Below are 14427 nucleotides of genomic sequence, written 5' to 3'. Positions count from 1 at the left end.
GAGCTGGCTTCAGCGCAGGTTGTAGAAGGCTGCGCGGCCCGGGTACTGCGCCACGTCGCCCAGGTCTTCCTCGATGCGCAGCAGCTGGTTGTATTTGGCGATGCGGTCGCTGCGGCTGAGCGAGCCGGTCTTGATCTGCCCGGCGTTCAGGCCGACGGCGATGTCGGCGATGGTGGAGTCTTCCGTCTCGCCCGAGCGGTGGCTCACCACGGCGGTGTAGCCCGCGCGCTTGGCCATTTCGATCGCGGCGAAGGTTTCCGTCAGCGTGCCGATCTGGTTGATCTTGATCAGGATGGAGTTGGCCACGCCCTTCTCGATGCCTTCCTTGAGGATCTTGGTGTTGGTGACGAACAGGTCATCGCCCACGAGCTGCACGTTCTGCCCCATGCGCTGGGTGAGCAGCTTCCAGCCGTCCCAGTCGCCTTCGGCCATGGCGTCCTCGATGCTGATGATGGGGTATTTGTCGGCCCAGGTCAGCAGCATGTCGCACCATTGCCCGGCGGTGAGCTTGAGGCCGCCTTCGCCGTTCAGCACGTATTGCCCGTCCTTGTAGAACTCGCTGGAGGCGCAGTCCAGGCCCAGCGCGATCTGCTCGCCTGCCGTGTAACCGGCGGCTTCGATCGCCTGCAGGATGAGCTGGATGGCGGCTTCGTGGTTTTCCACGCGCGGGGCGAAGCCGCCTTCGTCGCCCACGGCCGTGCTCATGCCCTTGTCGTTGATGATCTTCTTGAGCGCGTGGAACACCTCGGCGCCCCAGCGCAGGGCCTCGCGAAACGAATCCGCGCCCACGGGGATGATCATGAATTCCTGCACATCCAGGCCGTTGTTGGCGTGCGCGCCGCCGTTGATGACGTTCATCATCGGCACCGGCAGCTGGCAGCCGCCCATGCCGCCGAAGTAGCGGTACAGCGGCAGGCCTGCCTCTTCTGCGGCGGCGCGGGCCACGGCCATCGAGACCGCAAGCATGGCATTGGCGCCCAGGCGGCTCTTGTTTTCGGTGCCGTCCAGGTCGATCAGGGTCTTGTCCAGGAAGGCCTGCTCGGAGGCGTCCAGGCCCAGCACGGCTTCGGAGATTTCGGTGTTGATGTGCTCGACCGCGCGCAGCACGCCTTTGCCGCCGTAGCGGCTCTTGTCGCCGTCGCGCAATTCGATCGCCTCGCGCGAGCCGGTGGAGGCGCCGCTGGGCACGGCGGCGCGGCCCATCACGCCTGATTCGAGCAGGACGTCGCATTCGACGGTGGGGTTGCCGCGGCTGTCCAGCACTTCGCGGCCTACGATGTCAACAATGGCACTCATGGGTTTCCTTGGATGGGTGGGCAGAGGCGCAGGCTCTGGCGAGTTTCAATAAAAATGGGCTCTAACGCAATCAGGGTATGCGCTGCCAGCTATTAAAAAAGGACTACAAGAATCATGCGCCTTCGACGACGACCATGCGCATGGTGCAGGCGCCTTCGCGCGCGGCGCGCGCGGCGCGGTATTCGGGCGAATCCCAGTAAATCCTGGCGGCTTCGACGCTGGGGAACTTCAGCACCACGGTGCGCCCCGGGTTCCAGCCGCCTTCCAGCGTTTCCACCTTGCCGCCGCGCACCAGCACCTCGGCGCCGTGCAGGCGAATGGCTTCGGTGCTGAGTTTTTTGTAGACGTCGTAGGCTGCCGGGTTGGTGATGTCTACCGACGCGATGATGTAGCCGCAGGGCATGGTTCAGACTCCAAAGTCGTTTTCAAGAAAAGGGCGGCGCTTGGCCACTTCGTCGAGTTCGCGCAGCGATTCGAGCAGCGCGCGCATGTGCCTGAGTGGCACGGCGTTGGGGCCGTCCGAGAGCGCGTGCGCCGGGTCGGGATGGGTTTCCATGAAGAGGCCCGCCACGCCCACGGCCACCGCCGCTCGCGCCAGCACCGGCACCATCTCGCGCACGCCGCCGCTGCTGGTGCCGTTGCCGCCGGGCAGCTGCACGCTGTGCGTGGCGTCGAACACCACGGGCGCGCCGGTCTCGCGCAGGATGGCAAGGCTGCGCATGTCGGAGACGAGGTTGTTGTAGCCAAAGCTCGCGCCGCGCTCGCAGGCCATGAAAGCGTCTTCGTCGAGCCCCTTTTCGCGCGCGGCCGCACGGGCCTTCTCGATCACGTTCACCATGTCGTGCGGCGCGAGGAACTGGCCCTTCTTGATGTTCACCGGCTTGCCTGATTGCGCCACGGCGTGGATGAAATCGGTCTGGCGGCAGAGGAAGGCGGGGGTCTGCAGCACATCGACCACGGCGGCGACAGGCGCCACCTCGGCCTCGGTGTGCACGTCGGTGAGCACCGGCACGCCGATCTCTTTTTTCACCTTGGCCAGAATCTCCAGCCCCAGCGCCATGCCCGGGCCGCGAAAGCTGGTGCCGCTGGAGCGATTGGCCTTGTCGAAGCTGCTCTTGAAGATGAAGGGCACACCGAGTTCCGCCGTGATTTCCTTCAGGCGCCCGGCCACGTCCATCTGCAGTTGTTCGCTCTCGACCACGCAGGGCCCGGCGATGAGGAAGAAGGGGTGATCCAGGCCCACATTGAAGTTGCACAGACGCATGGTGTCAGCCCTGGTGCTGCGTGACGGCCGCGGCGATGAAGGAATTGAACAGCGGGTGTCCGCTCCACGGCGCAGACTTGAACTCGGGGTGGAATTGCACACCGATGAACCAGGGGTGCGCGCTTTGCGGCAGCTCGACGATTTCGGTCAGGTGCTCGCGCTGCGTGAGCGCCGAAATCACCAGGCCCGCCTTGCGCAGCGGGTCCAGGTACTGGACGTTGGCCTCGTAGCGGTGGCGGTGGCGCTCGGTCACCACGTCGCCGTAAATCTGGTGCGCCAGGGTGCCCGGCTGCACGTCCGATGACTGCGCGCCCAGGCGCATGGTGCCACCCAGGTCGGAATGCTCGTCGCGCGTCTTGATGCTGCCGTCCGCGTCCTTCCATTCGGTGATCAGCGCGATCACGGGGTAGGGGGTCTTGGGGTCGAACTCGGTGGAATTGGCCTTGGCCATGCCCGCCACATGGCGCGCGTATTCGATGGTGGCCACCTGCATCCCGAGGCAGATGCCGAGGTAGGGCACCTTGTGCTCACGCGCGTAGCGGGCCGTCGAAATCTTGCCCTCGATGCCGCGCGAGCCAAAGCCCCCGGGCACGAGGATGGCATCGAAGCCGCCGAGCTGTGCGTCGGCATTGGCGTCGCTGATGGTTTCGGAATCCAGGTGCGTGATGCTCACGCGCACATGGCTTTGCATGCCCGCGTGCTTGAGTGCCTCGTTCACCGATTTGTAGGCGTCGGTGAGTTCCACGTACTTGCCCACCATGGCGACGCGCACCTCGCCCTGCGGGTGTTCGGTCTCATAGACCAGCTCGTCCCAGCGCCGCAGCGTGGCCGGGCGGGTGTTCAGGCGCAGCTTGTCGCAGATCAGGCCATCGAGCCCCTGCTCGTGCAGCATGCGCGGCACCTTGTAGATGGTGTCCACGTCCCACATGCTGATCACGCCCCATTCGGGCACGTTGGTGAAGAGCGAGATCTTTTCGCGTTCCTCGGTGGGCACGGCCTTCTGCGCGCGGCACAGCAGGGCGTCGGCCTGGATGCCGATCTCGCGCAGCTTCTGCACCGTGTGCTGCGTGGGCTTGGTCTTCAATTCACCGGCGGTGGCGATCCACGGCAGGTAGGTCAGGTGCACGAAGGCGGTGTTGTTGGGGCCGAGCTTCAGCGCCAGCTGGCGCGCGGCTTCGAGGAAAGGCAGCGATTCGATGTCGCCCACCGTGCCGCCGATCTCGCAGATCGCCACGTCCACCGCGTCGGGCGTGCCTATGCCCGCGCCGCGCTTGATGAATTCCTGGATTTCGTTGGTGACGTGCGGGATCACCTGCACCGTCTTGCCCAGGTAGTCGCCGCGGCGCTCTTTTTCGAGCACGCTCTGGTAGATGCGCCCGGTGGTGAAGTTGTTGGCCTGGCGCATGCGCGTTTCGATGAAACGCTCGTAATGGCCCAGATCCAGGTCGGTTTCCGCGCCGTCGTCGGTGACGAAGACCTCGCCGTGCTGAAACGGGCTCATGGTGCCCGGATCGACGTTGATGTACGGGTCGAGCTTGACGAGGGTGACTTTAAGACCGCGCGACTCCAGGATCGCGGCGAGGGAGGCAGAGGCGATTCCCTTGCCCAGGGAAGACACCACACCGCCGGTGACGAAGACGAATTTGGTCATGTCCTGCTTGGGATGCGCGGCTTGGGTGGCCGCTGTGTGCGGTCTGGGTGGCGCATCCCCGGTGGGAAACGCTGATTATAGGAAAAGCAGGTGCGGGCGAGGATTGCGTGTGAGCTCTGACGCGCAATGCCTCGGCGCACCGGATGGAGGCGCCGCTTCGGCCTTTGAGGAGCAGAGGGTGGGTTCAGGGTCGAGATGGAGGAGTCAGAAGGAACTGGCGCGGCACACGACCACTCTGGCGTACCCGGCGCCGTCGCGCCAGCACGTCGGCGTAATCGCACACTGCCGGCCTGCGGGAAAACCATGGGCCCCAATCAAGGGTATTCCCCGATTACCGGCAGAGGTGTAGCCGGCTATATTAGATGCAACATTCAACTATTGATTTATTAATCTAATGCCGCGTTCAACGATTCAGCGCAAACCCCTGAACCTGCAGGTGGATTACGTGACGATCACGCTCGACGTGGCCAACGAGCGCATGAAGGCGCAGGCAGCGGAGGCTTACCAGCGGGAGTGCGGGGTCAGTCTGCGCGAGGTGCGGCTGCTGCGTTTCATCGCCAATGAACCCGGCATGACGCTCACACGCCTGATCGAGTGCAGCTATCTTGAGAAAACGCTGGCGTCCAAGGCCATCACCGCGCTGGTGCGCCGTGGACTGGTGCTGCGCGTGATCGGTGAATCAGACGCGCGTCAGGTCTGCCTGTACCTCACCGACGGGGGCGTCGCCGTGGTGCTGGATGCCGAACGCATCGGTCGCGTGGCCCTCAAGGCGTTTCGTGAAGCGCTCAGCGACGAAGAGCGGGTGATTTTCGAAAGGTGCCTGCACAAGCTCGTCCAGGCCGCTGACGAGATCATGGTCCAGACATTCAGCCAGACGGCGAAACGACCGCCAGCCCGCAAGACCGTCTGAGCGCCAGCGCCGCAGCACGCTCCCTTTTCCTTCCCACGACCATCGTTGGGCGTACCCCGCCGCCATAACCAGGAGACACCATGGCCCGCCTTTCATCCCTCATCCGCTGCTTCGGTGCGGTGCTGCTGGCGCTGAGTGCCGCCACCGCCTACGCGCAGGCAGGCAAGGTCCTGCGCATCGTTCCACAGGCCGACCTGAAAATTCTGGATCCGATCTGGACGACGGCCTTTGTCACGCGCGACCACGGCTACATGGTCTATGACACGCTGTTCGCGATTGACGGCAAGGGCGAGGTCCAGCCGCAGATGGTGGACAGCCATCAGGTGTCGGCCGACGCCAGGGTCTGGACCTTCCGCCTGCGCAAAGGCCTGGCCTTTCACGATGGCAAGCCCGTGACCTCGGCCGACGTGATCGCCTCGCTGCAGCGCTGGGGCAAGCGCGACGGCCTGGGTCAGCGCCTGTTTGCGGCGATGAGCACGATCGAGGCGATCGACAACGACAGCTTCCGCATGACCTTCAGCCAGCCCTTCGGCATGGTGCTGGAAGCACTGGCCAAACCCTCGGGCAGCCCGGCGTTCATCATGCCGGAGCGCGTGGCCAAGACGCCCGCCGACAAGCAGATCGAAGACTATGTGGGGTCCGGGCCCTACGTGTTCTCCAAGGACGAGTTCCGCGCCGGCGAAAAAGTCGTCTACCTGAAGAACGCGGCCTATGTGCCGCGCAGCGAGGAGCCGTCGGGCATGGCGGGCGGCAAGCGCGTCTACGTCGATCGGGTGGAGTGGATCATCCTGAAGGATGCGCAGACGCAGACGGGCGCCATCGCCAAGGGCGAGGTCGACATGCTGTCGTGGATGCCGTACGAGCATTACGACACGCTGCGCGCCAACCCCAAATTGGAAGTGGTTGCCGGCACCACGCCCGGCTCGTACTTCCTGCACCTGAACCACCACATTCCGCCGTTCGACAACCCGAAGATCTCCCAGGCCGCGATCATGGCGATCAACCAGCAGGCGCTGCTGCGGGCGCAGTTGGTATCGCGTGATCTCTATTCCATTTGCACCTCGATCTACCCCTGCAACTCGCCGCTGGCTTCCGACAAGACCGCGTACTTCACCGGCAAGCCGCAGTTCGAGGCCGCCAGGAAGCTGCTGAAGGAAGCCGGCTACGACGGCAAGCCGGTGGTGCTGATGCAGCCGGCAGATTTCGGGCTGCTGAACAAGCTGCCGCCGGTGATGGCGCAGTTGCTGAAGGAGGCCGGCTTCAACGTCGACATGCAGGCCATGGACTGGCCTACCCTGCTGATGCGCCGCGCCAAGAAGGACCCTGTCGACAAGGGCGGCTGGAACCTTTTCATCACCGGCTGGGGCAGCAGCGACAACATGAACCCGCTGTACTTCGCGCCGCTCACCGGCAACGGTGAGAAGGGCTGGTTCGGCTGGGGCGTCAGCGACAAGCTTGAGCAACTGAAGTCCGAGTTCGTCGCCACCACCGACCCTGCGCAACGCAAACGTCTGGCCGAGCAGATCCAGATCGAGACCTTCGACAGCGGACTGCTGGCGCCGCTGGGCGAGCAGCGTCCCCTGTCGGTGATCCGCAAGGGCGTGGTCAGCGGTGTCATCACGGCGCCGGTGAACGTGTTCTGGAACCTCCGCAAGAGCGACTGAGTTTTCTTGCACCGAAGGCGGCATGGTTCCTGCCGCCCATCGGCCTCGGCTTTCTCCTGTATCCGCCCCACTGCCATGCTGTCCTTTCTGTTGCGCCGCGCTGTCTCCACACTGCCCGTGCTGTTGATCGTCGCGTTGATCGTGTTCATGATGACCCGCCTGGCGCCGGGAGATCCCGCGGCCCTCATGGTCGGTGACAGTGCCTCGCTTTCCGACATCGAGCAGGTGCGCGCCCGGCTCGGGCTGGATCGGCCGCTGCCGCAGCAGTTTTTCGCATGGTCGGGGCAGGTGGTGCAGGGCGAGCTGGGCAAGTCGCTGTTCCTGAACCAGAGCGTTGCCACACTCATCGGCCAGCGCATCGAACCCACGCTGTCGCTTGCCGCCTTCACCATCGTGCTGACGGTGCTGATCGCGGTGCCGCTGGGCGTACTGGCCGCCTGGCGCCATGGCGGCTGGCTCGACCGGGCACTGATGAGCTTTTCGGTGCTCGGCTTTTCCATACCGACCTTCGTCATCGGCTACCTGCTGATCTGGGGCGTGGCGCTCAAGGCGGAGTTGCTGCCGGTGCAGGGCTATGCGCGCCTGGCCGATGGCGTGCTGCCCTGGCTCACCCATCTGGCCCTGCCGGCGCTGGCGCTGTCCATCGTTTACCTGGCGCTGATCGCGCGCGTCACACGGGCCGCCGTCGCCGAGGCGCTGACCGAGGATTACATCCGCACGGCACGCGCCAAGGGCATCAGCGAGCGCCAGGTGTTGTTGCGCCATGCGCTCGCCAACGCGGCGGTGCCTATCGTCACGGTCATCGGCATCGGTGTGGCGCTGCTCATCGGCGGCGTGGTCGTCACCGAGACGGTGTTCGCGATTCCCGGGCTTGGGCAGCTCACGGTCGACGCCGTGCTGTCGCGCGACTACCCGCTGATCCAGGGCATCACGCTTTTCTTCTCGGTCATCTACGTGCTGATCAATCTGCTCGTGGACATCAGCTACGTGCTGCTTGACCCCCGTATCCGCTACTGAACCGAGATGACCACCCTTCCTGCCATGAATGAATCCATTTCCCGCCCGACCACCAGCGCCGAAGCGGCAACGCCAGCGGCGCCTCGGCGCGTCTCGACGGCGCGGCGCGTATGGCGCAATGGCGCCGTGCGTTTCGGTGCCGGTGTGCTGGGGCTTCTGGTGTTCGGCGCCGTGGCGGCGCCATGGCTGGGTACCATCAACCCGACCCTGATCGATCCTGGCAGCGCCAACCTGCTGCCCGGCACCCGTGCCGAGTTCATGACGCTGGCAGGGGACAGTTTCCAGCATTGGTTCGCCCTGGGCAGCGACAGCCTCGGGCGCGATATCTGGAGCCGTGTGCTCTATGGTGCGCGCGTGTCGCTCGCGGTGGGCGGGGCGGTCGCGGTGCTCGCGCTGGCGATCGGCATGCTGCTGGGCCTGACCGCAGGCTACTTCCGCCGCCTGGACGGCGCGATCATGCGGGTGATGGACGGCGTGATGGCCATCCCCGGCATCCTGTTCGCCATCACCCTGGTCGCCGTCTGGCGGCCCAGTCTCACGACCATCATCATCGCCATTGCCGTGCCCGAGATCCCGCGCGTCGCACGGCTGGTGCGCTCGGTGGTGCTGACGATCCGCGAAGAGCCTTACGTCGAGGCGGCCATCGCGCTCGACACGCCGACGTGGAAAGTGCTGGGTCGCCACATATTGCCCAATGCGATCGCGCCGCTGGTCATCCAGGGCACCTACGTCTGCGCTGCGGCCATCCTGGTGGAGGCCATTCTCTCTTTTCTGGGCGTCGGCATGCCGCCCGAGATCCCCACCTGGGGCAACATCATGGCCGAGGGCCGCATGCAGTTCACGCAGTACCCGCACAGCGTGCTGATTCCGGGCGTCTTCCTGGCGTTCACGGTGCTGGCCGTCAACCTCCTTGGCGATGGCCTGCGCGACACGCTGGACCCGAAATTCAACAAGCGTGGAGGCTGAAACCGTGACCCACACCCCCACGCCCCAGGCCGCTGCCGCCGCACCCGTGCTGTCGGTGCGCGATCTGGGCATCGCCCTGCCACCGGGTGCCGACAGGCCGCTGGCGGTCCAGAACATCAGCTTTGACGTGGCGGCAGGCCAGACGGTGTGCCTGCTTGGCGAATCGGGCTCCGGCAAATCGGTGATCGCACAGGCCGTGATGGGCCTGTTGCCGCCCGGCCTGCAACCGGTCGAAGGCGCCATCGTGCTGAACGGCCAGGCGCTGCTGCCGCTGGCGCCCGCGCAGCTGCGCCGCCTGCGTGGCCCGGCGATGGCCATGGTGTTCCAGGAGCCGATGACGGCGCTGAACCCGGTGCAGCGCTGCGGCGACCAGGTGGACGAAATGCTGCGCGAGCACAGCGCGATGCCTGCCGCAGAGCGCCGACGCGAGGTGCTGCGCATCTTCGAGCGTGTGCACCTGCCCGAGCCCGAACGCATCTACGCCGCATACCCGCACCAGCTTTCGGGCGGGCAGCGCCAGCGCATCGTCATCGCCATCGCGCTGATCTTGAAGCCCGCGCTGCTGATCTGCGACGAACCCACCACCGCTCTGGACGTGACCACGCAGGCCGAGATCCTCAAGCTCATCGCCGAGCTGCAGCGCGAGAACGGCACGGCGGTGCTGTTCATCACCCACGATTTCGGTGTCGTCGCGGAGATCGCCGACCGCGTCGTCGTCATGCAGCTCGGCCAGATGGTCGAGCGGGGCGACAAGATGGCGGTGCTGCAGGCGCCGCGCGAGGATTACACCCGCATGTTGCTGGCCGCCGTACCCGAACTGGGGCGCCACCAGCGCCCGGCCTTGCCCGGCGGGCCGGCACTGCTGGACGCACGCGGCGTGAGCAAAACCTACGTGAGCGGTACCTGGCCGGGCCGGCGGCGTGCGGTGCACGCGGCCGCCGACGTGTCCCTGGCGGTGCATCCGGGCGAGACGGTCGGCATCGTCGGCGAATCCGGTTCCGGCAAATCGACGGTGGCGCGCTGCATCGCGCGGCTGATCGAGCCCAGCAGCGGCGATATCGTGGCCGCCGGGCAGTCGGTGGCCAACGCGCGCGGGCGCGCGCTGTCGCCGTTTCGCCGCCGCGCGCAGGTCGTTTTTCAAGACCCGTACCGCTCGCTCAACCCGCGCCAGACGGCCGGTGCCTCCATCATCGAGGGGCCGCTGAACTTCGGTGTGCCGCGCGAACAGGCCTGGCAACGCGCCGAGGAGCTGATGCACCTGGTGCGGCTGCAGCCCTCGGCGCTGCACCGCTACCCGAGCGAGTTCTCGGGCGGCCAGCGCCAGCGCATCTCCATCGCGCGCGCACTGGCCTGCGAGCCCCAGGTGCTGATCGCCGACGAAGCCGTCTCCGCCCTGGACGTGTCGGTGCAGGCGCAGATTCTCGACCTGCTCAACGACATCCAGCAACGCCTGAAAATCGGCATCCTGTTCATCACGCATGACCTGCGCGTGGCCAGCCAGATCTGCGACCGGGTGATCGTGATGCAGCGCGGGCGCATCGTCGAGGAGGGCGGAATCGACGAAGTGTTCTTCGCGCCGCAGCACGCCTACACCCAGTCGCTGCTGGCGGCCGCACCGGGGCGCGGCTTCGCCTTCGGCGGCGGACCGGCCACGCCACAGGCAGCCCTCGCATGAGCCCCCGCATCCTGATCGGCGGTTTCCAGCACGAAACCAACACCTTCGCCCCCAGCCGCGCCGACTGGGCCGCCTTCAACCGGGGCGAGACCTTTCCCGCCTTCGTGCGGGGCACCGCCATGGTCGAGCGCCTGCGGCACGGCAACATCGCCATCGCCGGTTTCATGGCCGGGGCACGCGAGCGCGGCTGGTCGCTCGTGCCCTCATGCTGGGCCGGCGCCACGCCCTCGGCACATGTCACGCGCGACGCCTTCGAACGCATCGCCGGCGTGATCACCGGCGACGTGGGCGCCGCGCTCGCCCAGGGACTGGACGCGGTCTACCTCGACCTGCACGGCGCCGCCGTCGCCGAGCAGCTGGACGACGCCGAGGGCGAGCTGCTGGCGCGTGTGCGCGCGCTTGTCGGCCCCGATCGGCCCATCGTCGCCAGCCTGGACATGCACGCCAACGTGACGCAGCGCATGCTAGACATGGCGGATGCGCTGGTCGCCTATCGCACCTACCCGCACATCGACATGGCCGACACCGGGCGCCGGGCGGCCGTGCTGCTGCAACGGCGGCTGGCACGCGGCGGACGCGAGCCGCTGCAGGTGGTCCGGCTGCCCTTCTTGTTGCCGCTCAATGTGCAGACCACCATGACCGAGCCGGCGGCATCGGTCTTTCGCGAACTGGCCGCGCTCGATACCGCGCACGGCGTGGTGATGAGCTTCGCCACCGGGTTCCCGGCCGCCGACGTGGCTGAATGCGGCCCGGTGCTCTGGGCCCACGGCGATGCGGCGCAGGCCGCCGTGCAGCGCCTGCACGCGCGCATCGACCAGCCGCGATCGCAGTGGCGCCTGGAGGTGCTCGAACCACGTGCGGCGGTCGCCACCGCCCTGGACATCGCGGCCGGCGCCGGACGGCCGGTCGTCATCGCCGATACCCAGGACAACCCTGGTGCAGGCGCCGACAGCAACACCACCGGCATGCTGCATGCCTTGCTCGCCGAAGAGGCCGGCCGGCGCTTTCCCGGGCAGGTGGCGCTGGGCATGATGTTTGACCCCGCGGCGGCCGCGGCGGCACATGCCGCCGGCGCGGGTGCGCAAATTTCTCTCGCTCTGGGCGCCGCCGTGCCCACCTTCACCGGGCGGCCCAGCGATCCGCCCGTCAGCGGCCGCTGCACCGTGCGTGCGCTCGGCGATGGCCACGTCCTCCTGAAGGGCCCGATGGCGATGACCCCGACCGTCGAACTCGGGCCCTGTGCCTGCCTCGAGCTGGACGGCGTGCTGATCGCCGTGGCCGCCAGCAAGCCGCAGATGCTCGACCGCGAGCTGTTCCGTCACGTCGGCATCCAGCCCGAACGCATGAAGCTGCTGGTGAACAAGAGCTCCGTGCATTTTCGCGCCGACTTCGCGCCGATCGCCGAGGCCATCCTCATCGCCAAGGCCGCCGGGCCAATGGCCGCCGACCCGGCCGATCTGCCCTGGCGCAAGCTCCCGGCCGACATGGCGCGGCGCCCCTGATCCCGCAAATGACCCCCGACATGACCACAAGCACCGCGCGGAAGCTGCAGCGCATGCAGGCGCTGGCCGATGAATTCATCGGCATTCGCCAGCGTATCCACCAGCACCCCGAACTTGCTTTCGAGGAGCATGAGACGAGCCAGCTCGTCGCCGAACGCCTGCAGGCCTGGGGCTACCAGGTCGAGCGCGGCCTGGGCGGCACCGGCGTCGTGGCGCAACTGCAGCGCGGCGACGGCGGCAAGCGGCTCGGCCTGCGCGCCGACATGGATGCCCTGCCGATCGTCGAAGCCACCGGCCTGCCCTACGCCAGCCGCCGCGCCGGCGTGATGCACGCCTGCGGCCACGACGGCCACACGGCCATGCTGCTCGCCGCGGCGCGCCAGCTCGCGCACGGCGGCCAGTTTTCCGGCACGCTCAACCTCATCTTCCAGCCCGCCGAGGAAGGCGGTGGCGGTGCGCTGCGCATGATCGAGGAAGGCCTGTTCAGGAAATACCCGTGCGATGCGGTGTTCGCCATGCACAACGGACCCGGCGTGCCGCAAGGCCGGCTGGTGTTCCGCGACGGGCCGATGATGGCCTCGTCCGACTACGTGACGATCACATTGCACGGCCGGGGCGGCCACGGCGCCGAGCCGCACCGCGCGGCCGACCCCATCGTCGCGGCGTCAAGCGTGGTGATGGCGCTGCAGACCATCGTCTCGCGCAACGCCAACCCGATGGAGATGGCGCTCATCACCGTCGGCGCCCTGAACGCAGGCCAGGCCAACAATGTCATTCCCCAGACGGCGGTGCTCGAACTCACCGTGCGCGCCCTCACGCGGGAAATGCGCGAATTGCTCGAGCGGCGCATCAAGGCGCTGGTCGCCGCGCAGGCCGACAGCTTCGGCGTGCGCGCCGAAATCGACTACCGCCGTGGCTACTCGGTGCTCGTCAACACCCCTGCGGAAACCGAGTTCGCGCGCGAGGTGGCGACCGAGCTGCTGGGCGCCGAAAAGGTCGATCGGCATGGGCCGGCGCTACCGGCCAGCGAGGATTTTTCCTTCATGCTGGAGCAGGTGCCAGGCTGTTACCTGATCATCGGCAACGGCGATGGGGAGGGTGGCTGCTCGGTGCACAACCCTGGCTACGACTTCAACGACGGCAACATCGCCATCGGATCGGCCTACTGGGTCCATCTGGCCGAACGATTCCTGGCAGTCGCCGCGCAATGAGGTAAGCCGCTCGGACCAGTCCGGCCGTGGCGGCTGATATATTGCCTGCCATGAATCCACTGTCCGGCAAACACATCGTCCTGGGCCTCTCGGGCGGCATCGCCTGCTACAAGGCGGCAGAGCTGGCGCGCCTGCTGGTGAAGGCGGGGGCAACGGTGCAGGCGGTGATGACGGAGGCGGCCGGGCAATTCATCACTGCCGTGACCCTGCAGGCGCTGACCGGCCGCGCGGTCGTCACCTCGCAATGGGATCTGCGCGAGCCCAATGCCATGGCGCACATCAACCTTTCGCGCGAGGCGGATGCCATTCTGATCGCCCCCTGCAGCGCGGATTTCATCGCGCGGCTGGCGCAGGGGCGCTCGGACGAATTGCTCAGCCTGCTGTGCGTGGCGCGTCCCATAGAGCGCGTGCCGCTGCTGCTGGCGCCGGCGATGAACCGCGAGATGTGGGCGCACCCGGCGACGCAGCGCAACTTGATGCAGGTGGTGGCGGATGGGGCGGTTTCGCTCGGCGTGGGCTGCGGCGAGCAGGCCTGCGGCGAAACGGGCGATGGCCGCATGCTCGAACCCGCGGAAATCATCGAGGAACTGGAGGCGTTTTTCACGCCCAAGCGGCTGGCCGGCGAGCGTGTACTCATCACCGCCGGGCCGACCTTCGAGGCCATCGACCCGGTGCGCGGCGTCACCAACCACTCCAGCGGCAAGATGGGCTTTGCGATTGCCCGCGCAGCGCGCGAGGCGGGCGCTCAGGTCACGCTGATCGCAGGCCCGGTGCATCTGCCGACGCCGCGCGGTGTGGCGCGCGTCGATGTGCATTCGGCACGAAACATGTTTGAAGCGGTTGAACAGCATGCGCCTACAGCTACGGTGTTCATAGCAACAGCGGCCGTGGCGGACTGGCGTCCTGCCGCCGTGGCGCTGCACAAGATCAAGAAGGACGGCTCGGGCGCGGTGCCCCAGCTTTCGTTTGTCGAAAACCCCGACATCCTCGCGCATGTCGCTGCCAGTCCCCGCGCGCGCCATGGGCAGCTCTATTGCGTGGGCTTTGCGGCGGAAAGCGAGGACCTGCTGGCCAATGCCAGTGCCAAGCGCAAGCGCAAGGGCGTGCCGCTGCTGGTGGGCAATATCGGCCCGGCGACTTTTGGCCAGGATGACAATGCGCTGCTGCTGGTGGACGAGGCCGGTGCACAGGAGCTGCCGCGTGCAAGCAAGCGCGAGCTGGGGCGCGCCCTGGTGCAGCAGATGGCCGAGCGCATGCGTGGCAGGCAGTAG

At 66.9% G+C, this 14427-nt stretch carries 12 protein-coding genes; 8 read left to right on the top strand and 4 right to left on the bottom strand.

Annotated features, from left to right (window positions below):
* Positions 1 to 9: 9 nt before the first annotated feature.
* The 4 genes from eno to K320_RS0102930 all read right to left on the bottom strand — a co-directional run bounded on the left by eno (position 10) and on the right by K320_RS0102930 (position 4211).
* On the bottom strand, positions 10 to 1296 hold the full coding sequence (gene eno, locus K320_RS0102945) for a phosphopyruvate hydratase (protein WP_024537390.1): 1287 nt from the start codon (positions 1294 to 1296) through the stop codon (positions 10 to 12).
* Positions 1297 to 1408: 112 nt separating this feature from the next.
* A complete protein-coding gene (locus K320_RS0102940; RefSeq protein ID WP_024537389.1) occupies positions 1409 to 1699 on the bottom strand; it encodes a DUF1330 domain-containing protein in 291 nt (96 codons plus the stop codon).
* Positions 1700 to 1702: 3 nt separating this feature from the next.
* On the bottom strand, positions 1703 to 2560 hold the full coding sequence (gene kdsA / locus K320_RS0102935; RefSeq protein WP_024537388.1) for a 3-deoxy-8-phosphooctulonate synthase: 858 nt from the start codon (positions 2558 to 2560) through the stop codon (positions 1703 to 1705).
* Positions 2561 to 2564: 4 nt separating this feature from the next.
* The gene (locus K320_RS0102930) at positions 2565 to 4211 is read right to left on the bottom strand and encodes a CTP synthase (protein WP_024537387.1); all 1647 of its coding nucleotides are present in this window, start codon (positions 4209 to 4211) and stop codon (positions 2565 to 2567) included.
* A 445-nt stretch (positions 4212 to 4656) separates the two neighbouring features.
* Between K320_RS0102930 and K320_RS0102925 the strand changes: the two genes are divergently transcribed.
* The 8 genes from K320_RS0102925 (at position 4657) to coaBC (ending at position 14427) form a co-directional block, all read left to right on the top strand.
* On the top strand, positions 4657 to 5121 hold the full coding sequence (locus tag K320_RS0102925; protein ID WP_169730027.1) for a MarR family winged helix-turn-helix transcriptional regulator: 465 nt from the start codon (positions 4657 to 4659) through the stop codon (positions 5119 to 5121).
* An 80-nt stretch (positions 5122 to 5201) separates the two neighbouring features.
* Entirely contained in the window at positions 5202 to 6785 is a 1584-nt protein-coding gene (locus tag K320_RS0102920) for an ABC transporter substrate-binding protein (protein ID WP_024537385.1), read from the top strand.
* Positions 6786 to 6860: 75 nt separating this feature from the next.
* A complete protein-coding gene (locus K320_RS0102915) occupies positions 6861 to 7802 on the top strand; it encodes an ABC transporter permease (RefSeq protein ID WP_024537384.1) in 942 nt (313 codons plus the stop codon).
* A 24-nt stretch (positions 7803 to 7826) separates the two neighbouring features.
* On the top strand, positions 7827 to 8768 hold the full coding sequence (locus tag K320_RS0102910; protein ID WP_245593809.1) for an ABC transporter permease: 942 nt from the start codon (positions 7827 to 7829) through the stop codon (positions 8766 to 8768).
* A gap of 4 nt (positions 8769 to 8772) precedes the next feature.
* Complete coding sequence (locus K320_RS0102905) at positions 8773 to 10443, top strand: dipeptide ABC transporter ATP-binding protein (protein ID WP_029695748.1); 1671 nt, start codon at positions 8773 to 8775, stop codon at positions 10441 to 10443.
* Positions 10440 to 11945: a M81 family metallopeptidase gene (locus tag K320_RS0102900; RefSeq protein WP_024537381.1), complete on the top strand. Its 1506-nt coding sequence runs from the start codon at positions 10440 to 10442 to the stop codon at positions 11943 to 11945. Before K320_RS0102905 ends, K320_RS0102900 begins: the two co-directional genes overlap by 4 nt.
* A 53-nt stretch (positions 11946 to 11998) precedes the next feature.
* Positions 11999 to 13156, top strand: coding sequence for a M20 aminoacylase family protein (locus K320_RS0102895; RefSeq protein ID WP_156913813.1), 1158 nt, complete (start codon positions 11999 to 12001; stop codon positions 13154 to 13156).
* A gap of 50 nt (positions 13157 to 13206) precedes the next feature.
* Positions 13207 to 14427: a bifunctional phosphopantothenoylcysteine decarboxylase/phosphopantothenate--cysteine ligase CoaBC gene (gene coaBC / locus K320_RS0102890; protein WP_024537379.1), complete on the top strand. Its 1221-nt coding sequence runs from the start codon at positions 13207 to 13209 to the stop codon at positions 14425 to 14427.

The organism is Comamonas badia DSM 17552 (assembly GCF_000484635.1).
GTDB classification, from domain to species: Bacteria; Pseudomonadota; Gammaproteobacteria; order Burkholderiales; family Burkholderiaceae_C; genus Comamonas_C; species Comamonas_C badia.
The sequence above is the reverse complement of the archived record's forward strand: the minus strand, read 5'-3'. Positions and strand labels throughout refer to the sequence as shown.

Bases quoted from the DNA above. Each gene is read 5' to 3' on its own strand.
- eno (WP_024537390.1), bottom strand. From the start codon at position 1,296: ATGAGTGCCATTGTTGACATCGTAGGCCGCGAAGTGCTGGACAGCCGC.
- K320_RS0102940 (WP_024537389.1), bottom strand. From the start codon at position 1,699: ATGCCCTGCGGCTACATCATCGCGTCGGTAGACATCACCAACCCGGCA.
- kdsA (WP_024537388.1), bottom strand. From the start codon at position 2,560: ATGCGTCTGTGCAACTTCAATGTGGGCCTGGATCACCCCTTCTTCCTC.
- K320_RS0102930 (WP_024537387.1), bottom strand. From the start codon at position 4,211: ATGACCAAATTCGTCTTCGTCACCGGCGGTGTGGTGTCTTCCCTGGGC.
- K320_RS0102920 (WP_024537385.1), top strand. From the start codon at position 5,202: ATGGCCCGCCTTTCATCCCTCATCCGCTGCTTCGGTGCGGTGCTGCTG.
- K320_RS0102915 (WP_024537384.1), top strand. From the start codon at position 6,861: ATGCTGTCCTTTCTGTTGCGCCGCGCTGTCTCCACACTGCCCGTGCTG.
- K320_RS0102910 (WP_245593809.1), top strand. From the start codon at position 7,827: ATGAATGAATCCATTTCCCGCCCGACCACCAGCGCCGAAGCGGCAACG.
- K320_RS0102900 (WP_024537381.1), top strand. From the start codon at position 10,440: ATGAGCCCCCGCATCCTGATCGGCGGTTTCCAGCACGAAACCAACACC.
- K320_RS0102895 (WP_156913813.1), top strand. From the start codon at position 11,999: ATGCAGGCGCTGGCCGATGAATTCATCGGCATTCGCCAGCGTATCCAC.
- coaBC (WP_024537379.1), top strand. From the start codon at position 13,207: ATGAATCCACTGTCCGGCAAACACATCGTCCTGGGCCTCTCGGGCGGC.